18 protein-coding genes are annotated in these 23,304 nt (G+C 60.8%); 8 read left to right on the top strand and 10 right to left on the bottom strand.

The genetic code is table 11. The features are described from left to right. The first annotated feature begins 25 nt into the window (after positions 1-25). The 4 genes from ubiG (at position 26) to KGA98_RS12235 (ending at position 3,616) form a co-directional block, all read left to right on the top strand. Positions 26-724, top strand: coding sequence for a bifunctional 2-polyprenyl-6-hydroxyphenol methylase/3-demethylubiquinol 3-O-methyltransferase UbiG (ubiG, locus tag KGA98_RS12250; RefSeq protein WP_057713766.1), 699 nt, complete (start codon positions 26-28; stop codon positions 722-724). A 4-nt stretch (positions 725-728) separates the two neighbouring features. After that, positions 729-1,400 carry an N-acetylmuramic acid 6-phosphate phosphatase MupP gene (mupP, locus tag KGA98_RS12245; RefSeq protein ID WP_057713765.1) on the top strand — a complete coding sequence of 224 codons (672 nt, stop codon included), beginning with the start codon at positions 729-731 and terminating at the stop codon, positions 1,398-1,400. Between the two features lie 171 nt (positions 1,401-1,571). Then, the gene (locus tag KGA98_RS12240; RefSeq protein WP_007999919.1) at positions 1,572-2,312 is read left to right on the top strand and encodes a YciK family oxidoreductase; all 741 of its coding nucleotides are present in this window, start codon (positions 1,572-1,574) and stop codon (positions 2,310-2,312) included. A 377-nt stretch (positions 2,313-2,689) separates the two neighbouring features. Beyond that, entirely contained in the window at positions 2,690-3,616 is a 927-nt protein-coding gene (locus KGA98_RS12235; protein ID WP_057713764.1) for a GGDEF domain-containing protein, read from the top strand. Positions 3,617-3,752: 136 nt separating this feature from the next. On the opposite strand, the gene KGA98_RS12230 is transcribed toward KGA98_RS12235, so the two are convergent. From KGA98_RS12230 to KGA98_RS12200, 7 genes are all read right to left on the bottom strand, one after another. After that, positions 3,753-4,514, bottom strand: coding sequence for an iron-containing redox enzyme family protein (locus tag KGA98_RS12230; protein WP_263287841.1), 762 nt, complete (start codon positions 4,512-4,514; stop codon positions 3,753-3,755). 76 nt (positions 4,515-4,590) lie between these two features. Next, the gene (locus KGA98_RS12225; protein ID WP_057713762.1) at positions 4,591-7,050 is read right to left on the bottom strand and encodes an EAL domain-containing protein; all 2,460 of its coding nucleotides are present in this window, start codon (positions 7,048-7,050) and stop codon (positions 4,591-4,593) included. Positions 7,051-7,239: 189 nt separating this feature from the next. After that, entirely contained in the window at positions 7,240-9,057 is a 1,818-nt protein-coding gene (locus tag KGA98_RS12220; RefSeq protein WP_223502424.1) for an ABC transporter ATP-binding protein, read from the bottom strand. Further along, the gene (locus KGA98_RS12215) at positions 9,050-9,685 is read right to left on the bottom strand and encodes a DsbA family protein (RefSeq protein WP_057713760.1); all 636 of its coding nucleotides are present in this window, start codon (positions 9,683-9,685) and stop codon (positions 9,050-9,052) included. Before KGA98_RS12215 ends, KGA98_RS12220 begins: the two co-directional genes overlap by 8 nt. Positions 9,686-9,688: 3 nt before the next feature. After that, a complete protein-coding gene (locus KGA98_RS12210) occupies positions 9,689-10,630 on the bottom strand; it encodes a rhodanese-related sulfurtransferase (protein ID WP_223502423.1) in 942 nt (313 codons plus the stop codon). Positions 10,631-10,732: 102 nt separating this feature from the next. After that, entirely contained in the window at positions 10,733-11,032 is a 300-nt protein-coding gene (locus KGA98_RS12205) for a BolA family protein (protein ID WP_090457159.1), read from the bottom strand. 12 nt (positions 11,033-11,044) lie between these two features. Then, positions 11,045-11,569, bottom strand: a complete 525-nt coding sequence (locus KGA98_RS12200) for a DUF2059 domain-containing protein (RefSeq protein ID WP_007997268.1) — start codon at positions 11,567-11,569, stop codon at positions 11,045-11,047. Between the two features lie 191 nt (positions 11,570-11,760). Here KGA98_RS12200 and KGA98_RS12195 point away from each other — a divergent pair, with 191 nt between their 5' ends. Next, the gene (locus tag KGA98_RS12195; protein WP_223502422.1) at positions 11,761-13,155 is read left to right on the top strand and encodes a class II fumarate hydratase; all 1,395 of its coding nucleotides are present in this window, start codon (positions 11,761-11,763) and stop codon (positions 13,153-13,155) included. A gap of 130 nt (positions 13,156-13,285) precedes the next feature. Here the strand turns inward: KGA98_RS12195 and KGA98_RS12190 are convergent, their stop codons facing one another. From KGA98_RS12190 to pap, 3 genes are all read right to left on the bottom strand, one after another. Then, on the bottom strand, positions 13,286-14,245 hold the full coding sequence (locus KGA98_RS12190) for a DMT family transporter (protein WP_223502421.1): 960 nt from the start codon (positions 14,243-14,245) through the stop codon (positions 13,286-13,288). A 247-nt stretch (positions 14,246-14,492) separates the two neighbouring features. Beyond that, positions 14,493-15,677 carry a thiolase family protein gene (locus KGA98_RS12185; RefSeq protein ID WP_223502420.1) on the bottom strand — a complete coding sequence of 395 codons (1,185 nt, stop codon included), beginning with the start codon at positions 15,675-15,677 and terminating at the stop codon, positions 14,493-14,495. Positions 15,678-15,779: 102 nt separating this feature from the next. Further along, positions 15,780-17,300, bottom strand: a complete 1,521-nt coding sequence (gene pap / locus KGA98_RS12180) for a polyphosphate:AMP phosphotransferase (protein WP_154863392.1) — start codon at positions 17,298-17,300, stop codon at positions 15,780-15,782. Positions 17,301-17,507: 207 nt separating this feature from the next. On the opposite strand from pap, the gene mnmC reads away from it, so the two are divergent. The 3 genes from mnmC to ngg all read left to right on the top strand — a co-directional run bounded on the left by mnmC (position 17,508) and on the right by ngg (position 23,182). Continuing rightward, positions 17,508-19,487, top strand: coding sequence for a bifunctional tRNA (5-methylaminomethyl-2-thiouridine)(34)-methyltransferase MnmD/FAD-dependent 5-carboxymethylaminomethyl-2-thiouridine(34) oxidoreductase MnmC (mnmC, locus tag KGA98_RS12175; RefSeq protein ID WP_223502419.1), 1,980 nt, complete (start codon positions 17,508-17,510; stop codon positions 19,485-19,487). Positions 19,488-19,657: 170 nt separating this feature from the next. After that, on the top strand, positions 19,658-21,430 hold the full coding sequence (locus KGA98_RS12170; RefSeq protein ID WP_223502418.1) for an N-acetylglutaminylglutamine amidotransferase: 1,773 nt from the start codon (positions 19,658-19,660) through the stop codon (positions 21,428-21,430). Positions 21,431-21,433: 3 nt separating this feature from the next. Next, positions 21,434-23,182: an N-acetylglutaminylglutamine synthetase gene (gene ngg / locus KGA98_RS12165; protein ID WP_223502417.1), complete on the top strand. Its 1,749-nt coding sequence runs from the start codon at positions 21,434-21,436 to the stop codon at positions 23,180-23,182. The last annotated feature ends 122 nt before the right edge of the window (positions 23,183-23,304 follow it).

Here is a 23,304-nt window from a genome sequence, read left to right as displayed (position 1 = left end):
TTTCAAGTTTTAGAGGACTTAAACCATGAGCAACGTCGACTACGCCGAAATCGCCAAATTCGAGGCCCTGGCCCATCGCTGGTGGGACCGCGAAAGCGAATTCAAACCGCTGCACGACATCAACCCGCTGCGGGTCAACTGGATTGATGAACGCGTCCACCTGGCCGGCAAGAAGGTCCTCGACGTCGGCTGCGGCGGCGGCATCCTCAGCGAGGCCATGGCTCAGCGCGGCGCGACCGTGATGGGTATCGACATGGGCGAAGCGCCGTTGGCGGTTGCCCAGCTTCATCAGCTGGAGTCGGGCGTGAGCGTCGAATACCGGCAGATCACCGCCGAAGCCCTGGCCGAGGAAATGCCCGAGCAGTTCGACGTGGTCACCTGCCTGGAAATGCTTGAGCACGTGCCAGACCCGTCGTCGGTCATCCGTGCCTGCTTCCGCATGGTCAAGCCCGGCGGCCAGGTGTTCTTCTCGACCATCAACCGCAATCCGAAGGCGTACCTGTTCGCCATCGTCGGCGCCGAATACATCATGAAGTTGCTGCCGCGCGGCACCCACGATTTCAAGAAATTCATTCGCCCTTCCGAACTTGGAGCCTGGAGCCGCATGGCCGGCCTGTCCGTCAAGGACATCATCGGCCTGACCTACAACCCGCTGACCAAGCACTACAAACTGGCCTCCGACGTGGACGTCAACTACATGATCCAGACCCTGCGCGAGGAATAAGCCGATGCCAATCAGAGCAGTTCTTTTCGACATGGACGGCACCCTGCTCGACACCGCGCCGGACTTCATTGCGATCTGCCAGGCGATGCGTGCCGACCGTGGCTTGCCACCGATGAACGACAAACACATTCGCGACGAGATTTCCGGCGGCGCCAAGGCGATGGTCGCAGTGACCTTCTCCATGGACCCGGAATCGCCGGGATTCGAGGAGTTGCGCCTGGAGTTCCTGGAGCGCTACCTCGTCGGTTGTGCCGTCCATAGCAAGCTGTTCGACGGCATGGGCGAACTGCTGGCGGACATCGAGAAGGCCAACCTGATCTGGGGCGTGGTCACCAACAAGCCGCTGCGCTTCGCCGAGCCGATCATGCAACAGCTGGGACTGGCCGAGCGTTCGGCGCTGCTGATCTGCCCGGATCACGTGAAGAACAGCAAACCGGATCCCGAGCCGCTGATCCTCGCCTGCAAGATGCTCGACCTGGACCCGGCCAGCGTGCTGTTCGTCGGCGATGACCTGCGCGACATCGAATCAGGCCGCGATGCCGGCACCAAGACTGCTGCGGTGACCTTCGGCTACATCCACCCGGATGACAACCCGCGGCATTGGGGGGCGGATGTGGTGGTTGATCATCCGTTGGAGCTGCGCAAGGTTTTGGATAGCGCCCTCTGTAGCTGCTGAGACTGTCGTTGACCTCTGTAGGAGCGAGCTTGCTCGCGAAGAACCTGAGAGCGCCACGGGGTGCCAGACTTGTCGCGTCATCGTTTACGCCCATCGTCGGAACGCCGCCCGGAGCAAGCTCGCTCCTACAGGGATAGCGCTTGACCTGAAGAATTTTCGTAGAGGTTTTTTATGTTTGATTATTCCGCCCGCCCCGAACTGCTCAAGGATCGGGTCATTCTGGTCACCGGCGCAGGACGCGGTATCGGTGCCGCAGCGGCAAAAACCTACGCGGCACACGGCGCAACCGTGCTGCTGCTGGGCAAGACCGAAGCCAACCTGACCCAGGTCTACGACGAAATCGAAGCCGCCGGCCATCCACAACCGGCAGTCATCCCCTTCAACCTCGAAACCGCCCTGCCCCATCAATACGATGAGCTGGCAGCGATGATCGAAAGCGAATTCGGGCATCTCGACGGTCTCCTGCACAATGCCTCGATCATCGGCCCGCGCACGCCGATCGAGCAGCTTTCCGGCGAAAACTTCATGCGGGTCATGCAAGTCAACGTCAATGCCATGTTCATGCTCACCAGCACCCTGCTGCCGCTGCTCAAGTTGTCGCAGGATGCCTCGGTGGTGTTCACTTCCAGCAGCGTCGGCCGCAAGGGGCGTGCGTATTGGGGCGCTTACGGCGTCTCCAAATTCGCCACTGAAGGCTTGATGCAAACCCTGGCTGACGAAGTCGATACCGTGGCCCCGGTGCGCTCCAACAGCATCAACCCGGGCGCCACCCGCACCAGCATGCGCGCCCAGGCTTACCCGGGTGAAAACCCACTGAACAACCCGACGCCCGAGGAGATCATGCCGGTCTACCTTTACCTGATGGGCCCGGACAGCACCGGTATCAATGGCCAGGCGTTCAACGCCCAGTAACGACCGTACGTCGCTTTTTAGTGCCGCGCCAGCTTCCTGTCGCGGCACTTGAAGGCTCTCGGGTTCGAGCCAGGCACCTGTCAAACAAACGTCATACGCCGCGCTACACAGGTAGCAGACAAACAACAACCAATTGATTTAATACGACTTTTATTCGGATGAACCGAATGGCACGACTTTCGCTCTAAGTTTGCTCAGACACGTAAAGTGAAAGCAGACGGGGGTGAAGCTTGAGCGCAGAGATTACTCATCTTCTACAAAGCGGATTAAACTTGTACGAAATGTCCTACGGGACTGACGGACCAGTACGACGCGCAGCCCTAAGCCGCTCTCACCCTGCTTGTAAGACAGCCTTACTGCTTAGGGGCGCATGCCTTATGAAACCACCTTCCCAGACCAACGCAATTGACTTCGATAGCGCCAAATTGCAGCGCCTGGGCTTTGGTCAGCAGCCGCCCCTCCTGGAAAGACCTGTCAGTCTTGCGCAATTGCGCCAGCAACTGAGCCTGCAGTTGCAAACCAGTCTGGAGCCGCAACGCATTCTTGGGACGTTCTATCGCGAGATTCAGCGGTTGGTGCCGTTGGACGCCTTGTGCTATCAGCACAAGAGCAGTGACCTGCGCCTGGAGTTCGGCCAACGCGGCCACCACTCCATCAGTTACAGCCTCAGCCACGAAGGCGAACACCTGGGTGAGCTGATCTTCCGTCGCAATCAGCGTTTCAGCGAACAGGATCAGGGCAATCTCGAATCACTGCTGGCCGCACTGCTTTTCCCGATGCGCAATGCGCTGCTGTACCGTACCGCCACCCAAAGCGCACTGCGTGACCCGCTGACAGGTGCCGGTAACCGCATCGCCATGGACCAGACGCTGCAAAGGGAAATCGAACTGTCCCGGCGCCATCTGCAACCGTTGTCAGTACTGATGCTGGACATCGATCATTTCAAGCTAGTCAATGATACCCATGGCCACAGCACAGGTGATGACGTGCTCAAGGCGGTCGCCGCCACGATCAAAAACCAGCTGCGCAACGTGGACATGGTGTTCCGCTATGGCGGCGAGGAGTTCCTGATCCTGCTGTCGAATACCTGTCGCGAGGCCGCGGCCATGGTCGGTGAGCGGCTGCGGTTTGCAGCCCAGTCTGAAGAGTACCTGGCCGATGGTCACAGGATCCTGCTGACGGTCAGCCTCGGCTGTTCGACCCTGTTGCCCGGCGAGTCTGCCGAAAGCCTGTTGCGACGGGCAGACAGCGCGTTGTATGTGGCCAAGCGCGAAGGTCGTAACCGGCTGGAGATGGCGGGCTGATTTTTCAGCCACGACACAAACCAATGTGGGAGCGGGCTTGCTCGCGAATGCGGTGTATCAGGTGGCATGGATGTCACTGATATTCCGCCTTCGCGAGCAAGCCCGCTCCCACAGTTTTTATTGCGTGATTTCTGGATCAGCTCTCGACCAGCGCCATCCGCTCACGCACGACCGGTACCCGCTCTGCGTGCTCCATTTGCATGCAACGTTCGAGAAACAGGTACATATAGTCGTAGCTCTTGCAAACGGCCTGACGCAACTCCACCTGCAGGGATTTGCCGGGGTTGGTGCCCGCCAATGTGCAGATGATCTCCAGGGCTTCCCATGGATGGGCATCGTCGTACTGGGCATGCATCTTCAGCCACTTCATCGCCCGCTTGCGATCTTCCTCGGGGAACGAGGCGGCGTAGATACCGTTGGAACACACTACCGCCGACCATTCCCCGGTCGCCCCTTCGATGGCGTAGTTGGTGGCGGCAATCGCAACGATCAGCGAGTCGGCTGAACTGGTGTGCCAGCACCAATGGCTCAGGGCGTGAAGCTCGGGGGGAACCTGCTGAGCCTGCAGCTCTTCCAGGCTGACACCGTGCGCGCGACTCCAGTTCACCCAGTAATCGGCGTGGTTCAGCTCGACGCGGATGTTACGCATCAGCCAGCGACGGGCCATGTCTTCGCCGGGATGACGGGCAAAGCGGGTCTTGGTCAGGTTTTGTGCCATATACAACGCGAACTGTTCGACCACCGGCCAGCCACCGATCAGGTACTGGCGCATGGTCTTCGCACTGAGTTTGTTGTCTCGCATGCGTTGGTACAGTTCGTGTTCGACAACCCGGCGCTTGCTCTCGCTGCAATCCTGGATCAGGCGCTGGGCCCAGGCAGGGTAACTTGCAGCTTCCATGAGCGGTCCGGTTCGGTTGAATGTATCGATCACTGTCGAGCTCCTTTTGATTGTGATTGTAAGACCGGCAGGAGTCTCAACGGAACGTGCCAGGCGCCTTGAACAACAGCGGTTGAGGCCTGGCGGGACGACTTAACAGACTATCGCTGGTAAACAACTGCGGGCGTTCAATCACATACCCTTGAGCGTAATCCACCCCGATCTCCAGCAATGCCTGCTCGATCTGGGGCGTTTCGACAAACTCGGCAATCGTGCGCTTACCCATTACATGGCCAATGTGATTGATCACTTCGACCATGGCGCGGTTAATCGGGTCGTCCAGCATATCCTTTACGAAACTCCCGTCGATCTTCAGGAAGTCTACAGGCAAATGTTTCAGGTACGCGAATGAGGACATTCCGGCGCAAAAGTCATCCAGTGAAAAATGGCAGCCTAAGCCTTTGAGTTCATTAATGAATCGAATGGCGCTGCCAAGATTTGAAATAGCACTGGTCTCAGTAATTTCAAAACAAATCATTTCAGGCGGAATCGAATACGTCACAAACTGTTCGCGCAAGAAGTCCAGAAACGCCTCATCCCCGATCGTCGTGCCTGACAGATTGATCGCACACATGGCCAGCGGTCCGTGGCCTTGCTCGGCCCGGCATTGGGCGATGATCTTGAACACGTTCTGCACCACCCAACGATCAAGCGAGCTCATCAAGCCATAGCGTTCAGCTGCCGGAATGAAGCTGTCGGGCAAGATCATCCGCCCGGCTTCATCATGTAATCGCAGCAGGATTTCAATGTGCCCGCCGTCCTGATCGACATGACCCAAGGGGGCGATTTCCTGGGCGTACAGGCAGAAGCGGTCTTCCTCCAGCGCCATGTGCAAACGCTGCACCCAGGCCATCTCGCCGAAGCGCAGGGACAATTCCGAGTCATCCGGATGATAGACCTGGACCCGGTTCCGACCCTTTTCCTTGGCCATGTAGCACGCCATGTCGGCAGCACGCAGCGAGGCTTCGAGCGTCGTCGGGTTCTGCGCGACATGGACCAGCCCGATGCTGACTGTGGTCACGAAAGGCCGGCCTTTCCAGACAAAATGCAGATTCTGCACCGTCTGGCGCAGGCTTTCGGCAATTTTCTCCGCCGCTTCCGGTGCGCAGTTTTCCAGCAGGATGCCGAACTCGTCGCCGCCAAGGCGCGCCAGGGTGTCGCCTTCGCGCAGCCCCGATTGCAACAGCGCGCAGATGTGCCGCAGCAGTTCGTCCCCCGCCGCGTGGCCGCAGGTGTCGTTGACCAGCTTGAACTGGTCCAGATCGAGGAACATCAGGGCATGGCGACCCGAATGGCGGGTCAGGTTGTGCAGCGCCTGTTCCAGGCGATATTCGAACTCGCGACGGTTGGCAAGGCCGGTCAAGGCATCGTGGGTCGCCTGCCACGACAGATTGGCGATGTACTGCCGCTCCTGGGTCATGTCATGCAGCACCAGCACCGTCCCGCTGACTTTTCCGGCATTGCGGATGGGCGCGCCCACCAGCGTGACCGACACCGTGCTGCCGTCCAGGCGTTGAATCAACTTGGAGTGTTCACTGCCGCCACTGAGCTGGCCGCTCAGAATATGCTCGATCAGGGTGAAACCATCTGTCTGGGCATTTTCGTCCAACAGGTTGAACAGCGCCGCCAGGGGCAATCCCGTCGCCTGCTCGGCCTTCCAGTGGGTCATCGCCTCGGCCGCAGGATTCATGTAGGCGATTGCACCGGAAACATCCGTGGTGATCACCCCATCACCAATTGATTGCAGGGTGATCTGCGCCCGTTCTTTTTCCAGTTGCAGCGCATCGGCGAACGCATGGCGCTGCTTGAGCAGTTTATGGGTGCGCATCAGCGCCAGCGCAATCAATCCAAGAGCAGTGGCGAGGTTAGTCAGCAGCAGCAAACGAAGAATGACCCGCGAACCTTCACCCAAGGCATCGCTGAACGCCTTTGCCGCCGGCGTCACGCCGTCGTTGATGGCGAAAATCTGCTCCTTCCAGCGCTGTACATCCGCACCGGAGGCCGGGCCGGCAGTGATGTGCTGATGCATGTCCCGCGCAACGTCATCGAGCTGGACCAGATAGGCATCCCCCACGGTCCAAAGGTTGATGGCTTTTTCGAGGTAACTGAAGTGACGAAAGTTGAGGTACAGCCAGATCAGGCTGGAAACGTCTTCCGGGTGGTTGCCACCCTTGAGAATCGCCACACGTGCCGCCTCTACATTCGGCGGTTGATGATCCAGCGCCACGCGCAACTCATGCCCGCCCTGAGGCACGGAAATGGCGTGCTGGTATTTACGAAAAATCGCTTCGTCGCCACTGTCGGCATAGAGGTTGAGGTAATAGATTGCGTCCTTCTGGCCCTTGGACCAGAGGCTTTCGCCGGCAACATAGCCGCGAACCGCCGACAGTACGTAAAGGCTAACGCCGCCCAACAAGGCTTGAAACACCACAACGGCGATAAATGGCCAGACGATGCCCAACAGCCGTGGCGTTCCGAGAGTCCGCGTTTGATTCATGAGGTCCCTTGCATTAGCACTGCTTGCTCGTCTTCCGGACGAAATCGCTATAGCTAGACTAGGTTGCGATTCCGATCCCGGCAAGCGACAAGCTATGCCCGGAGGGGAATATCGCGACCACTGAATTCGGCCGCGATGATGTTTTTTTATAGTATTGAAGTGGCGCCCTGCAACCTTGATATCATTTCACTACAACCGCTGCAAATGCCCATACAGCTTGGCGTACAGGCCACCGTCGGCAATCAGTTGCTGATGATCGCCATCCTCGGCAATTTGCCCGCCGTCGAACACCAGCACACGGTCGGCCTGTTTTACCGCCGAAAGGCGGTGGGCAATGATCAACGTGGTGCGGTTGCTCAGAAACCGCGCCAAGGCCTGGTGCAGGTTGTATTCGGTGGCGGCATCCAGCGCAGAGGTGGCTTCGTCGAGGATCACCACCTTGGGCTCGGCCAGTACCATCCGGGCGATGGCCAGGCGTTGACGTTGCCCGCCGGACAACCGCACCCCGGAGCGCCCGACGATGCTGTCCAGGCCCTTGGGCAAATCCCGAACCGTACCGTGTAATTGGGCGATTTCCAGCGCCTGCCAGCAGGCCTCGTCACTGCGCTCGCGACCCATGGTCAGGTTGGCCCGGATGGTATCGTTGAACAGCGCCGGATGTTGCAGGACCACGGCAACATTTTCCCGCACGGTTTCCAGGCCGATCTCCTGCTGGGTCGAACCGCCGAAGCGAATGGTTCCGGCCAACGGCGTGTACAAGCCCAGCAGCAGTTGCACCAGCGTACTCTTGCCGCCACCACTGGCGCCGACGATCGCGACCTTTTCGCCAGGGGCGATGGACAGGTTCATCTGGTTCAGGACCAGTTCGTCACCGTAACCGAAGCTCAACCCTTGTACTTCCAGCCCGACCGTCTCGCGACCGACGAAAGGGTCGATGCCGCCCGGGTATTGGGGCTCATCGGCTCGGGACAGCAACTCGTTGATCCGCGACAGCGCACCGCCGGCAGCGTAGTAGGCATATTGCAGGTTCAGCAACTGTTCGACCGGGCCGATCATGAACCACAGGTAGCTGAACACCGCGAGCATCTGGCCGATTGAAAGGTCGGAAAACAGCACGGTGAGCATCGCCGCGGCCCGGAAAATATCGATGCCGAACTGGAACAGCAAACCGCTGGCCCGGTTCGATGCATCGGTTTTCCATTGCGAATTCACCGCATAGTCGCGCACGTCCCGGGCGCGCTGGCCCAAGCGACCGAGGAAAAACCCCTGGCGGTTGCCGGCGCGAACTTCCTGGATGGCATCCAGCGTTTCGGTCAGCGCCTGGGTAAAGCGCGAAGTGCTGTCGTTCTCGAGTTTCTTCAGGTGCTTGACCCGCTTGCCCAACTGCACCGTGGCATAGATCACCAGCGGGTTGAACAGCAGAATCAGCAAAGCCAGTTTCCAGTGCATCCACATCAGAATGCCCGCCGTGCCGACCAGGGTCAGCATGGCCACGAGGAAACGGCTGAGGGTTTCGCCGACGAATTTGTCCAGCGTGTCCAGATCGGTGACCAGGTGCGTAGTCACCGTTCCGCTGCCCAGGCTTTCGTATTCGCCCAGGGAGATACCCTTGAGACGCTCGATCAAGCGTATGCGAATGCGGTAGACGATGTCCTTGGCCAACCCGGCGAACAATTTCGCCTGCACCACGTTGAACAGCAGAGCCGTGCAACGCAGGGTCAAGGTCACCACCAGCATCAGGCCGATGTAGCCAGCGGCCTTCTGCCAGCCTTCGGGCAGCACGTGGTTCATGATCTTCAGCGCGGCATCACCATGCCCCAGCAACACCTCGTCCACCAGCAACGGCAGGAGCAAGGGAATCGGCACGCTGCACAAGGTCGCCAGCACGGCTACGCCGTTGGCGATCCACAGGGATTTCTTGTGATGCAGGGCCAGGCGGCGGATTTCCGCCCAGCTCAGACGGTCGACACGTTTAGCGGGTGCGACATCATCAGGCAGGTCATGCACAGGCAGCACGCTCCAGCCAGCGGCCGAGCAGCGGGGACAACTCGCTCAACGGCTGATAGCCATTGGTCAACAACGCCAGTTGGCCGTTACGCTCGGCCAGCAGGGTGGGGAAACCGGCAATGCCCAGGTCCTGGACCCAGGTGAAATCGGCTTCAGTCGCAGTGTGCATGTCGGCACGGTCGAAAGCGGCGGCGAACTCGATGCGCGGCACGCCGGCCTGCTCGGCCAGTTCCACCAGCACGCTGGCGCGGGTGACGTCCCGACCTTCGACATAAAACGCATGCTGAATCAGCCCGAGCAGCTTCCAGGCACAATCCGGCGCCAGTCCGCGCGCCGTCACCAGTGCCCGGCAGGCAGGCTCGGTGTCGTAGACAAAGCCATCGGGTAACGCGCCCTCAAACTTGAAGGGCTGGCCGGTGGCCTCGGTGACCGCCTGCCAGTGCTCAAGAATGTAGCGTCGGGTGGTCGGCTCCAGCGCCGCACCGCTACCGGTGCGCAAACCACCCACGATCAAGTGCACATCCACACCCGCGGCTTGCGCCTGCTCGACCAGTGACTTGGCCACGGGGGCAAACCCCCAGCACCAGGAACACATCGGGTCCATCACATAGAGCAGGCGCGCAGACATGGTTCAGGCCTCGGTAGATGCTTGCTTGTAGTTGAAGCCGATCGGGTGAGGCTGGTTACGAGCCTTGGCCAGTTCGATCTGCTTCTGCCGGTCGATCGCACTGCGACGGGTCTTCTCGCTCAGCTTATCCCAGCAATGCGGGCAACTGATGCCGGCCACGTAATGCTCGGACGCGCGGTCTTCCACACTCACAGGCGTGCGGCAGGCATGACATTGATCGTAGTCGCCCTCGCTCAGGTCGTGACGAACGGTCACGCGGTTGTCGAACACGAAGCAATCGCCCTGCCACTTGGTTTCTTCCTGCGGCACCTCCTCGAGGTACTTCAGGATGCCACCCTTGAGGTGAAAAACCTCACCGTAGCCCTCGCTGAGCATGTAGCTAGAGGCCTTCTCGCAGCGGATGCCACCGGTGCAGAACATCGCGACCTTCTTGTGCACGGCCGGGTCGAAGTTGGCTTTGATGTAATCGGGAAATTCGCGAAAACTGGTGGTTTTCGGGTCGATGGCGCCTTCGAAGGTACCGATCGAGACTTCGTAGTCGTTACGGGTGTCGATCAACAACACTTCCGGGTCGCTGATCAGCGCGTTCCAATCCTGCGGATCGACGTAGGTGCCGACCTTTTTGTTCGGGTCCACGCCTTCCACGCCGAGGGTGACGATTTCTTTTTTGAGTTTGACTTTGGTGCGGTAGAACGGCTGCTCGTCGCAGTACGACTCTTTATGGTCGATGTCGTCCATGCGCGGGTCGTTCTTGAGCCAGGCCATCAGCCCGTCGATGCCTTCGCGGCTGCCGGACACGGTGCCGTTGATGCCTTCTTCGGCAATCAGCAGCGTGCCTTTGATGCCGTTGTCGACCATCGCTTGCAGCAGGGGCTCGCGCAGGGCGACGTAATCTTCCAGGGTGACGAACTTATACAGTGCCGCCACGACAATCTGTTGTGTCATGGGTAAATCTCCAGGTGGCTACCCTCGTAAGGGGTGAACCGGATGCGAAAAAAAACGCGCCGGGTTAGCGGCGCGTTGGGCATTCTAACAAAAAACCGGTGTTTAGTGCTTGCTGCCGCCGGCACAGGTCGGCGAGGCCGGAGCTGCGTCAATCTGTGCCCATTCTTCTGGCGTGTAGGTATGCAGCGCCAACGCATGGAACTCGCCCATCAGCTCGCCAAGCGTGCCGTAGACCTTCTGGTGGCGCTTGACCCGGTTCAGGCCTTCGAACTGCGTACTGACGACCACAGCCTTGAAATGGGTTTGCAGCCCACGGCTGTGCATGTGGCTTTCATCCAGCACTTGCAGATGCTCGGGCTGAAGCAGGCCCAGCGTCGATTCGATGCGTTGTTGCATGGTCATACCGAACTCCGCTTAAGGCTTTTTCTTGGCTGGCGCGGCTGCGTCTTTCGGCGTCAGCTCGGCGGTCATGTCAGCCAGCAGCTTGTTGACCACAGGCACCGCGCTTTCCAGCTTGGCCTGGGTCATCTGGGCCGATTGCTGGGTCAGCTGAGGCATTTTTTCCAGGACTTTCTTGCCCAGTGGCGACTGGTAGAACGCAACCAGGTCCTTGAGCTCGGATTCGGTGAAGTTGGTGGTGTAGAGCTTGACCATGTCCGGTTTCAGCTTGTTCCAGCCAATGGCCTGGTCCAGAGCGGCGTTGGCCTTGGCCTGGTAGGTTTCCAGCACGGCCTTTTTCGACTCAGGGGCTTTGGTCTGTTCGAAACGCTGGGCAAACATCTGCTGTACTTGCATGTACACAGGGGTGCCCAGTTTGTCAGCGTGCGCCATGGTCAGGAAAGCCTCGGCACTGGCGTTATGGCTGGCGGTGTCGGCAAGAACCTGGCCGCTGGCGCAGACCAAAGCAACGGCGGTACAGATGGCACGAAGACGAGTCATCGAGTTTCCTTTTTTAGCTGGCGAGGTAAGACCCCAAGGGCGTCCATTCTGCGCCTAAAAAAGTGTGTCGCTCAACCCCAAGCCTTGTCGCACTTGATTTAGAGGGGTTGAATGGTCAATTTCAGACTGATGGAACCACGGCCGTCGATCACGGCCTAAACTGCGCAATCGGACCTACAGGAGTGAGCAAGATGAGCCGTATCGAAACCGACAGCCTCGGCCAGGTTGAAGTCCCGGATGAAGCCTATTGGGGCGCTCAGACGCAACGCTCGCTGATCAACTTCGCCATCGGCAACGAACGCATGCCGCTGGCCGTGTTGCATGCCCTGGCGCTGATCAAGAAAGCCGCGGCACGGGTCAATGATCGCAATGGCGACGTGCCCGCCGATATCGCCCGCCTGATCGAGCAGGCGGCCGACGAGGTGCTCGCCGGTGACCACGACGACCAGTTTCCGCTGGTGGTCTGGCAAACCGGCAGCGGTACCCAGAGCAACATGAACGTCAATGAAGTGATCGCCGGTCGCGCCAACGAGCTGGCCGGCAACCCCCGTGGCGGCAAGTCCCCGGTGCACCCCAACGATCACGTCAATCGCTCCCAGAGCTCCAACGACTGCTTCCCCACCGCCATGCATATCGCGGCCGTCCAGGCAGTGCAACAGCACTTGCTGCCGGCGATCAGCGAACTGTCTGGCGGTCTGGCCGAACTGGCCGCACGCCACATGAAACTGGTCAAGACCGGCCGCACCCACATGATGGATGCGACACCGATCAGCTTCGGCCAGGAAATCTCGGCCTTCATCGCGCAACTCGATTACGCCGAGCGGGCGATCCGCAGCGCACTGCCCGCGGTCTGCGAGCTGGCCCAGGGCGGAACGGCCGTCGGCACCGGGCTCAATTCACCCCACGGCTTCGGTGAGGCCATCGCCGCAGAATTGGCCGCCCTCTCCGGTTTGCCGTTTATCACCGCGCCGAACAAGTTTGCCGCGCTGGCCGGTCATGAGCCGCTGACCACGCTGTCCGGCGCGCTGAAAACCCTCGCCGTGACGCTGATGAAAATCGCCAACGATCTGCGCCTGCTGGGTTCCGGCCCACGCGCCGGCTTCGCCGAAGTCAGGCTGCCGGCCAATGAACCGGGCAGTTCGATCATGCCGGGCAAGGTCAACCCGACCCAATGCGAAGCGCTGTCGATGCTGGCCTGCCAGGTATTGGGCAACGATGTCGCCATTGGCTTTGCCGCCAGTCAGGGCCACTTGCAGCTCAACGTGTTCAAACCGGTGATCATCCACAACCTGCTGCAATCGATCCGTTTACTGGCTGATGGCTGCAGCAACTTCCAGCAGCACTGCGTGGCCGGTCTGGAGCCGGATGCAGAAAAAATGGCTGAGCACCTGGAGCGTGGCTTGATGCTGGTGACGGCACTCAACCCGCACATCGGCTATGACAAATCGGCGGAGATCGCCAAGAAAGCCTACAGCGAAGGCCTGACCTTGCGCGAAGCGGCGTTGCAGCTCGGGTATCTGACAGACGAAGAGTTCGATGCGTGGGTGAGGCCGGAGAACATGCTGGAGGCTGGGGCCAAGGGCTGAATCGGTAGCACCTGATCGTCCGTCATCGCGGGCAAGCCACGCTCCCACAGGTGCTGAGTCGTTCATTGATATTGTGGACGACGCAAACCCTGTGGGAGCGTGGCTTGCCCGCGATGAACGATAACGCAGTCTAACTGGCTGCCATCCGCACCTTCCGCGCCTTCAGCCCGGCAATCAACGAAGGCCCCAACGCCACCAGCGCCGACCCCAGCACCACCAGCACCGCACCGCCATATCCCAGGCCATTGATCGTCTCGGCATGCACATAGTCGGGCCACAGCCACGCAGCCATGGCAACCGCGGCAAAGGTCACCAACGGCGTGATGGCCAGCGTCGCGCTGACCCGGGAGGCTTCCCAATGGGCCAGGGCCTCGGCAAACGCGCCATAGGCAATCAGGGTGTTGAGGCAGCACGCCAGCAGCAACCAACCCTGCAAGGGGCTTAATTGCAACGCTTCGAGCGGATGCACCCACGGCGTCAACAGCGCTGCGCAGAACAGGTAGATCACCATCATCACCTGCAGCGAATTCCACACCGTCAGCAATTGCTTCTGCCCCAGGGCATAGAAGGTCCAGACCGTGGACGCCAGCAACACAAGCAGCACACCGGCGGTGTAGTCGGTCAGAGACGTGAGCAACTCACTCAAGCGCTGGTTGAAAAACAGCGCAAAGCCGATCAGCAGCACCAGCAGGCCAATCCCCTGCCCCAGGCTGAAACGCTCCTTGAACACAAACAGACTGGCGATCAGCAGCATGATCGGTCCCATCTGCACTACCAGTTGCGCCGTACCGGGGCTGAGCAGGTTCAGGCCCATCAGATACAACACATAGTTACCGACCAGGCCGAGTACCGCCATCAGCACCAACCAGCCACCATGAGGACCGAGCACCTTGCGGCTGGGCAGACGCCTGGTGGCCGCCAGGTAAATGAACAGGCAGCCGCCGGATACCATCAGGCGAAACCAGGTCACCGTCACCGGGTCCATTACCAGCAACACTTGTTTGAGCTTGATCGGCAGGATTCCCCACAACAACGCGGTCAACAAAGCCAGGAACAGACCGTAACCCCAGCGACCCGATGAAATGTGCATGTGAACCCCAACGCCAACTGACAGGAGTCGACATTCTAGGCCTGGAGCCTTGGCGTACACAGGCACAGTTTCGGTCTGGCCGCGAATGAAACTGTGCGGGTCGTAAAGTGAAAGACCGCGGCGCCTGCATTCGCGAGCAAGTCGGATCGCCGCACCGCCGCTCCCACAGTTGACCGCGTACACCGTTCAATGTGGGAGCGGGCTTGCTCGCGAAAGCTATCTGGCAGACAACGCAAAAAACCGGAGTTTACCTCACCACCTCAAACAACCCCGTAGCCCCCATCCCGCCACCCACGCACATGGTGACGATGCCGTACCGCAGATTGCGTCGCTGCAATTCACGAACCAGATGCCCGACCTGGCGCGAGCCGGTCATGCCGAACGGGTGACCGATGGAAATCGAGCCGCCGTTGACGTTGTACCGGGCGTTGTCGATTTCCAGGCGATTGCGGCTGTACAGGCACTGCGAGGCGAACGCTTCGTTGAGTTCCCACAGGTCGATGTCATCAATCCGCAAGCCTTTGGCCTTGAGCAGTTTCGGTACCGAAAACACCGGGCCGATGCCCATCTCGTCCGGCGCGCAACCGGCCACGGTAAAGCCGCGGAAGAACGCTTTCGGCTTGAGCCCCAGTTCCAGCGCTTTCTCCAGGCTCATCACAAGAGTCATGGACGCGCCGTCAGACAGTTGCGAAGAGTTGCCCGCCGTGACCGAGCCATCTTCGGCAAACACCGGTTTCAACCCGGCCAGGCTTTCCAGGGTGGTGTCCGGGCGGTTGCAGTCATCGCGGTCGACGATGCCGTCGAGGATCTGTGCCTGACCTGTGGCCTTGTCTTCGACGCGATACTTCACCGACATCGGCACGATTTCATCAGTGAACAGCCCGGCGGCCTGAGCCTCTGCGGTGCGCTGCTGGCTTTGCAACGCATACAGGTCCTGCTCTTGGCGGCTGACGTTGTACCGACGCGCGACGATTTCAGCAGTCTGGCCCATCGGGAAGTAGATGCCCGGCACCTGTTCCTTGAGCAGCGGATTGATCAGGTTGTCGGTGTTGACGCTCTTCATGGTCAGGCTGATGGACTCGACGCCGCCGGCGACGATGATGTCGCTGCAACCCGAAGCGATCTGGTTGGCGGCAATGGCGATCGCCTGCAGGCCCGAGGAACAGAACCGGTTGAGGGTCATGCCGGCCGTGCCGATGCCCAGGCGCGAGAGCACCGCGACATTGCGACCGATATTGAAACCCTGGGCGCCTTCGTTGGAGCCGGCGCCAACGATGCAGTCCTCGACGCTCGCCGGATCGATACCGGTGCGCGCCAACAGTGCATCGACACAGTGTGCCGCCATGTCGTCCGGGCGGGTCATGTTGAATTTACCGCGAAAGGATTTGGCCAGGCCGGTCCGCACGCTGTCGACGATCACCACTTCACGCATGACATACCTCATTGTTGTTATCGGTTGAGAGTGGACCGAGCATAAGTCCAGCTCTTCACCGACCGCGACGATCATTCACCCCGCGTATGCGTAACCATGGCCTCAATCCTTGTCCTTACGCTTGCGCTCATGCTTGGCGGATTTTTCGAAAGCCTCCTCCAGTGCCCGGTTGATGGTGCGCAAGACTTTTACCCGCGCCCAGCGTTTGTCGTTGGCTTCCACCAGGGTCCATGGCGCAATCTCGGTGCTGGTCCGGTCGACCATGTCGCCGACCGCCGCGCGATAGTCGTCCCATTTATCACGGTTGCGCCAGTCGTCCTCAGTGATCTTGAAGCGTTTGAAGGGGATCTTTTCGCGCTCTTCGAAGCGCTCCAGTTGCGTCTGTTTATCGATGGACAGCCAGAACTTGACCACGATCACACCGGCGTCGGTGAGCTGTTCTTCGAAATCGTTGATTTCACCGTAGGCACGCAGCCAGTCTGCCGGGCTGCAAAAACCTTCGATGCGCTCCACCAACACCCGGCCATACCAGGAGCGGTCGAACACGGTGAACTTGCCCCGGGCCGGCAGGTGCCGCCAGAAGCGCCACAGATACGGTTGCGCCCGTTCTTCCTCGGTGGGCGCGGCAATCGGCACGATGCTGTACTGGCGCGGATCAAGCGCTGCCGCTACCCGGCGGATCGCCCCGCCCTTGCCGGCCGCGTCGTTGCCTTCGAACACCGCCACCAGCGCGTGGCGGCGCATGCGTTTGTCACGCATCAACCCGGAAAACCGCGCCTGCTCGGTGATCAGTTGTTCTTCGTAATCTTCTTTGTCCAACTGCAGGGTCAGGTCCAGGCTGTCGATCAGGTTCACTTGATCGACACTGGGGAACACTGGCGCGGCACTGACCTTTTCCGGATGGATCTTCGGTCGCTTCAATGCACCCTGCAGGCCCGCCAGCAGAATCCGCCCCACGGCCAGGCTGCGATAATGGGCATCCGCCCCGGCGATCACATGCCAGGGTGCATAAACGCGACTGGTGCGGCGCAGCGCCCGTTCACCATATTTCACGAACCTGTCGTAGGTTTGCGACTGCTGCCAGTCCAGCGGGCTGATGCGCCAGCTGTGCAGCGGGTCGTCGGCCAGTGCCTTGAGGCGTGCCTTCATTTGCTTCTTTGAAAGGTGAAACCAGAACTTGAAGATCAGCGCACCTTCATCGCAGAGCATCTTTTCCAGGCGCTCGGCGGCATTGATCGCCTGATCCAGACGCGGATCCTTGAACTCGCCATGGACCCGCCCCTGCAGCATCTGGCTGTACCAGTTGCCGAAGAAAATCCCCATGCGCCCCTTGGCCGGGAGCATCCGCCAGTACCGCCAGGCCGGTGGCCGCGCCAGCTCTTCGTCGGTTTGCTGATCGAACGTGCGGACCTCGATCAGGCGCGGGTCCATCCACTCGTTGAGCACCTTGATCGTCTCACCCTTGCCGGCACCTTCGATGCCATTGATCAAAATGATCACCGGGAAGCGGCGTTGCTGCTGCAATTCGAATTGCGCCTCGAGCAACGCTTCGCGCAGGGCCGGGATTTCGGCGTCGTAGGTTTCTTTGTCGATGGCGTGATCGATTTCGGCGGATTCAAACATGGGCGGCTCCCTTCCAGATGTGAGCAAGACTAGCGGATGGACCTGAAGGTCAGTGGAGATTTTCCGGATGGTTGCGGATTCCTGTGGCGAGGGGGCTTTGTGCAGGTTGATGATTTTCCCGGTTTCAGCCCGTTCATACCTTGCCACGGATCAAGCACCACACCTTCAATCGGCTAGAATGGCGCCCTTGCCGTTGCCGAGCCTGCCATGAAACCTGTATTGCCCCACGCCCAGCTCGACTGGGACGACCAAGGTCGCCCGTATTCGCGAGTGTTCGACGATGTGTACTTCTCCGACAAGTCAGGGCTGGATGAAACCCGCTATGTATTCATCGAGCAGAATCGACTGGCCGAACGCTTTGCCGCCTTGCCCAAGGGTGGGCGGCTGGTCATCGGTGAGACGGGGTTCGGCACCGGGCTGAATTTTTTGTGCGCCTGGCAGGTGTTCGAGCAACACGCAGCGGCCGGAGCGCGGCTGCATTTTGTCAGCGTAGAGAAATACCCGCTGAGCCCGGACGACTTGCAACGGGCCCTGGCACTGTGGCCGGAACTCAAGGTATTTGCCGATCAACTGCTTGAGCAATACGTGGCCATCCATCAGGGTTTTCAGCGCCTGACGCTGGACCACGGCCGCGTCACCCTGACGCTGCTGATCGGTGATGCACTGGAGCAACTGCCGCAACTCGATGCCCGAATCGACGCCTGGTTCCTCGACGGTTTCGCCCCGGCGAAAAACCCCGACATGTGGACCGCCGAACTGTTTGCCGAGCTGGCTCGCCTGGCCGCTCCCGGTGCATCCATCAGCACCTTCACCAGCACCGGCTGGGTGCGGCGTCTGCTCAACGCCGCCGGCTTCAAGATGAAACGCACTCCCGGCATCGGCCACAAATGGGAGATCCTGCGCGGCGAGTTCCTCGGCTGGCCCCGGGAAACGCCGGCCCCGGCCCTGGATAAACCCTGGTTCGCCCGCCCGGCCCCGCTGACCGGCGAGCGCCAGGCACTGGTGATCGGTGCCGGCCTGGCCGGTTGTGCCAGCGCCGCCAGCCTCGCCGCGCGGGGGTGGCAAGTGACATTGCTGGAGCGCCACGACGCCATCGCCCGGGAAGCCTCGGGCAACCCGCAGGGTGTGCTCTACCTGAAGTTATCCGCCCATGGCACGGCGCTGTCGCAAATGATCGTCAGTGGATTCGGCTACACCCGACGTCTGCTCGAACACTTGCAACGGGGCCGCGACTGGGACGATTGCGGCGTGCTGCAACTGGCCTTCAATGCCAAGGAAGCCGAACGCCAGGCGCAATTGGCCTCGGCGTTTCCAGCGGACTTGCTGCACCTGCTGGATCAACCCGAAGCACAGGCCGTGGCCGGTATCGGACTGGCACACGGCGGCCTGTTCTATCCCGAAGGCGGCTGGGTCCACCCACCGGCGCTGTGCCAGTGGCAGGCTGCACATCCACAGATTCAATTGCTCACCCATCACGATGCGCTGGAACTGCGCAAGGTTGAAGGCCGTTGGCAAGCCTGGGACGGCGAGCGGTTGCTTGCCGATGCTCCCGTGGTGGTGCTCGCCGGTGCGGCTGAGATCCAGCGTTTCCCCGAGAGCGCCGAGCTGCCGCTCAAGCGCATTCGCGGGCAAATCACCCGTTTGGCGCAAACTCCGCAAAGCCAGGCCCTGAGCACCGTGGTGTGTGCCGAAGGCTATGTCGCCCCCGCCCGTTTGGGCGAACACACCCTGGGGGCCAGTTTCGATTTCAAGAGCGATGACCTGACACCGACCACGGCAGAACACCTGGGCAACCTGGCCATGCTCGAAGAGATTTCCCACGATCTGGTCGAGCGTTTACAGGCCGATAAACTTGCGCCTGAAAGTCTCCAGGGGCGCGCCGCTTTTCGCTGCACCAGCCCCGACTACTTGCCAATCGTCGGCCCCTTGGCCGACACCCAGGCGTTCACTCAGGCGTATGCGGCGCTGGGCAAGGATGCCCGGCAGGTGCCGGACGTCGCATGCCCATGGCTTGACGGTTTGTACGTCAACAGCGGTCACGGCTCGCGCGGCCTGATCACCGCGCCGCTGTCCGCAGAACTGCTGGCAGCCTGGCTGGACAACGAACCCCTGCCGTTGCCCAGAAGCGTGGCCGAAGCCTGTCACCCCAACCGATTTGCCCTGCGACGCCTGATCCGGGGCAAGTAGTCGATACAGCAGCCGAAGTCGCCCTCACGGGGCGATTCGGCCGTGGTCTGGCGCGCATATAACTCATCGATCTAAAACTCCCCTTACCGAGGAGGGTCACTTTCTGAGTACCCGCCGTTTCGGCGCGGTATCGATCGACCCTCCCCAACGGAAAAACCGGTAAGGAATTTATGTGCGGATTAGCTGGCGAGTTACGTTTTGATCATCAACCTGCAGACCTTGCAGCCATTGAACGAATCACCCATCACCTGGCCCCCCGCGGCCCCGACGCCTGGGGATTTCATAGCCAGGGGCCGGTTGCCCTGGGCCATCGGCGCCTGAAGATCATGGACCTGTCGGATGGCTCGGCGCAGCCGATGATCGACCCGCAACTGGGCTTGTCCCTGGCCTTCAACGGGGCGATCTACAACTTTCCAGAACTGCGCGCGGAACTTGAAAGCCTGGGTTACGCCTTCTATTCCGGTGGCGACACCGAAGTGTTGCTCAAGGGTTATCACGCGTGGGGCGAAGCCTTGCTGCCAAAACTCAACGGCATGTTTGCCTTTGCCGTTTGGGAGCGCGATGCCCAACGCCTGTTCATGGCCCGCGACCGTCTCGGCGTGAAACCGCTGTACCTCTCGCGCACCGACCAGCGCCTGCGCTTCGCCTCGGCGCTGCCGGCATTGCTCAAGGGCGGCGACATCAACCCGATCCTCGATCCCGTGGCGCTCAATCACTATCTGAATTTCCACTCCGTGGTCCCGGCACCGCGCACTTTGCTGGCGGGCATTGAAAAACTGCCGCCGGCCACCTGGATGCGCATCGAAGCCGATGGCCGCACCGAACAGAAAACCTGGTGGACCCTGCCCTACGGCCCTCACGCCGATGAGACGAATCTGACCCTTGAGGACTGGCGCGACCGTGTGCTCGACAGCACCCGCGAAGCGGTAGCGATTCGTCAGCGTGCGGCGGTGGATGTCGGCGTGCTGCTGTCCGGCGGTGTCGATTCAAGCCTGCTGGTGGGGCTGTTGCGGGAAGTCGGCGTGGACAATCTGTCGACCTTCTCCATCGGCTTCCAGGATGCCGGCGGCGAGCGTGGAGACGAGTTCCAGTATTCGGACCTGATCGCCCGACACTACGGCACACAGCACCATCAACTGCGCATCGACGAAAAGGAAATCATCGAACAACTGCCCGCCGCGTTCCGTGCCATGAGCGAACCGATGGTCAGCCATGACTGCATCGCCTTCTACCTGTTGTCACGGGAGGTGGCCAAACACTGCAAGGTCGTCCAGAGCGGCCAGGGCGCCGATGAACTGTTCGCCGGTTACCACTGGTATCCGCAAGTGGACGGCGCGAGTGATCCGTATGCCGCGTACCGCGAAGCGTTTTTCGACCGCAGTTACGACGACTACGCCGCCACCGTGCAACCGAAATGGCTGACCGCGAATGACGCCGCCGGTGACTTCGTCAAAGCCCATTTCGCCCAGCCCGGTGCCGATGCGGCGGTGGACAAGGCCTTGCGTCTGGACAGTACGGTGATGCTGGTGGACGACCCGGTCAAACGGGTCGACAACATGACCATGGCTTGGGGCCTGGAAGCGCGCACGCCGTTTCTCGATTACCGCCTGGTGGAGCTGTCGGCACGGATTCCGGGACGTTTCAAACTGCCGGACGGCGGCAAGCAAGTCTTGAAAGAAGCGGCGCGACAAGTGATTCCCGGTGAAGTGATCGACCGCAAGAAAGGTTACTTCCCGGTGCCGGGCCTCAAGCATTTGCAGGGCGATACGCTGGAATGGGTGCGCGAGCTGCTGCTTGATCCCAGCCAGGATCGCGGCCTGTTCAACCCCGCGATGCTCGACCGTCTACTGACTGATCCACAGGGGCAATTGACACCATTGCGCGGCTCGAAGCTGTGGCAACTGGCGGCCCTCAACCTGTGGCTCAGCGAACAAGGAATCTGACCGATGAAACCTCACGCCACGGCTTTCAGCCAACGCCTGTTGCGCGGCCAGTCGCCCTCCTACGAACGCTTGCAAGCACGTCTGGCCGAGGATGGCAGTGAACTCGGCGGGGCGCCGATTGCCGTGCATTGCGGCTGGGGGCGCTTGCTGATCGGCCACACCTTTGCCGATGCCGCGAGCCTGGCCGGGGAGTTGCTCAACGAGCAGCCCGGCGAGCGGGACATTGCCCTGTACGTCGCCGCGCCCCAGCAAGTGCTGGGGCTGGAGCCGACGCAGCTGTTCCTCGACCCGTCCGATACCTTGCGCCTGTGGTTCAGCGACTACCGTCAGGCGACCCGGGTGTTTCGCGGTTTCCGCATTCGACGCGCGCAAAGCGATGCCGACTGGCAGGCGATCAATCAGCTGTATCAGGCCCGCGGCATGTTGCCGATCGATGCCACCCTGCTGACGCCGCGCCATCTGGGCGGCCCGGTGTACTGGCTGGCCGAAGACGAGGACAGCGGCGCGGTCATCGGCAGCGTCATGGGCCTCAACCACCACAAGGCCTTCAACGACCCGGAAAACGGCAGCAGCCTGTGGTGCCTGGCGGTCGACCCGCATTGTGCGCGGCCGGGTGTCGGTGAAGTGCTGGTGCGGCATTTGATCGAACACTTCATGAGTCGCGGGCTCGCCTGCCTCGACCTGTCGGTGCTGCACGACAACCGCCAGGCGAAAAACCTTTACGCCAAGCTCGGGTTTCGCAACCTGACGACCTTCGCCATCAAGCGCAAGAACGGCATCAATCAGCCACTGTTTCTCGGACCCGGCCCGGAAGCCGCGTTCAACCCCTACGCGCGGATCATTGTCGAAGAAGCACACCGTCGTGGCATCGATGTGCACGTCGATGACGCCGACGCCGGGATGTTCACCCTCAGCCATGGCGGGCGCCGGGTACGCTGCCGTGAATCCCTGAGCGACCTGACCAGCGCCGTCAGCATGACCCTGTGCCAGGACAAAAGCCTGACCCACAAAGTGCTCAAGGCAGCAGGGTTGAACCTGCCGGCGCAGCAACTGGCGGGTAACGCCGATGACAATCTGGCCTTCCTCGATGAACACCAGCGCGTGGTGGTCAAGCCACTGGATGGTGAACAGGGCCAAGGGGTGGCGGTGGATTTGCGCACCATAGAGGAAGTGCAGCAAGCCATAGAAGCCGCTCGCCACTTCGACAGCCGCGTGCTGCTGGAAAGTTTCCACGAGGGCCTGGACCTGCGCATTGTGGTGATCGGTTTTGAAGTGGTCGCCGCCGCCATTCGCCGGCCAGCCGAAGTGGTCGGCGACGGCCAACACTCCATCGGTACATTGATCGAAGCCCAGAGCCGACGGCGACAGGCGGCCACGGGCGGCGAAAGCAAGATCCCGCAGGACCAGGAAACCCTGCGCACCTTGCGTGCCGCCGGACACGACTACAACAGCATTCTGCCGGCCGGTGAGCACCTGTTCGTACGGCGCACGGCGAATCTTCATACCGGCGGCGTGCTTGAGGATGTCACGGCGATCCTGCACCCGACGCTGGTGGACGCCGCCGTCCGCGCGGCTCGGGCCCTGGACATTCCCATGGTCGGCCTCGACTTGATGGTGTCCGCCGCTGATGAGCCGGACTATGTATTTATCGAAGCCAACGAACGGGCCGGGCTGGCCAACCACGAACCGCAGCCGACGGCGGAGCGGTTTGTGGATCTGTTGTTTCCGTACAGTCAGCCGGTGGTCTCTTAGTGATGTGTTTTCTGGACCGCCCCCTTCGCGAGCAAGCCCGCTCCCACAGTTGACCGAGTTACTCCATACAAATGCGGTCGAATGTGGGAGCGGGCTTGCTCGCGAAGGCGGCCGTACAGGCG

It is taken from the genome of Pseudomonas sp. BF-R-24 (assembly GCF_019947335.1).
In the GTDB taxonomy this organism is placed as follows: Bacteria; Pseudomonadota; Gammaproteobacteria; order Pseudomonadales; family Pseudomonadaceae; genus Aquipseudomonas; species Aquipseudomonas jessenii.
Note: the sequence above shows the minus strand (reverse complement) of the source record. Positions and strands in the feature narration are given on the sequence as shown.

Coding starts and splice junctions, on each gene's coding strand:
- KGA98_RS12225 (WP_057713762.1), bottom strand. CDS start 7,050: ATGAATCAAACGCGGACTCTCGGAACGCCACGGCTGTTGGGCATCGTC.
- KGA98_RS12240 (WP_007999919.1), top strand. CDS start 1,572: ATGTTTGATTATTCCGCCCGCCCCGAACTGCTCAAGGATCGGGTCATT.
- KGA98_RS12185 (WP_223502420.1), bottom strand. CDS start 15,677: ATGCGTGAAGTGGTGATCGTCGACAGCGTGCGGACCGGCCTGGCCAAA.
- KGA98_RS12215 (WP_057713760.1), bottom strand. CDS start 9,685: ATGTCTGCGCGCCTGCTCTATGTGATGGACCCGATGTGTTCCTGGTGC.
- KGA98_RS12200 (WP_007997268.1), bottom strand. CDS start 11,569: ATGACTCGTCTTCGTGCCATCTGTACCGCCGTTGCTTTGGTCTGCGCC.
- KGA98_RS12190 (WP_223502421.1), bottom strand. CDS start 14,245: ATGCACATTTCATCGGGTCGCTGGGGTTACGGTCTGTTCCTGGCTTTG.
- ubiG (WP_057713766.1), top strand. CDS start 26: ATGAGCAACGTCGACTACGCCGAAATCGCCAAATTCGAGGCCCTGGCC.
- ngg (WP_223502417.1), top strand. CDS start 21,434: ATGAAACCTCACGCCACGGCTTTCAGCCAACGCCTGTTGCGCGGCCAG.
- mupP (WP_057713765.1), top strand. CDS start 729: ATGCCAATCAGAGCAGTTCTTTTCGACATGGACGGCACCCTGCTCGAC.
- KGA98_RS12210 (WP_223502423.1), bottom strand. CDS start 10,630: ATGACACAACAGATTGTCGTGGCGGCACTGTATAAGTTCGTCACCCTG.
- KGA98_RS12170 (WP_223502418.1), top strand. CDS start 19,658: ATGTGCGGATTAGCTGGCGAGTTACGTTTTGATCATCAACCTGCAGAC.
- KGA98_RS12195 (WP_223502422.1), top strand. CDS start 11,761: ATGAGCCGTATCGAAACCGACAGCCTCGGCCAGGTTGAAGTCCCGGAT.
- pap (WP_154863392.1), bottom strand. CDS start 17,300: ATGTTTGAATCCGCCGAAATCGATCACGCCATCGACAAAGAAACCTAC.
- KGA98_RS12205 (WP_090457159.1), bottom strand. CDS start 11,032: ATGACCATGCAACAACGCATCGAATCGACGCTGGGCCTGCTTCAGCCC.
- mnmC (WP_223502419.1), top strand. CDS start 17,508: ATGAAACCTGTATTGCCCCACGCCCAGCTCGACTGGGACGACCAAGGT.
- KGA98_RS12230 (WP_263287841.1), bottom strand. CDS start 4,514: ATGGAAGCTGCAAGTTACCCTGCCTGGGCCCAGCGCCTGATCCAGGAT.
- KGA98_RS12235 (WP_057713764.1), top strand. CDS start 2,690: ATGAAACCACCTTCCCAGACCAACGCAATTGACTTCGATAGCGCCAAA.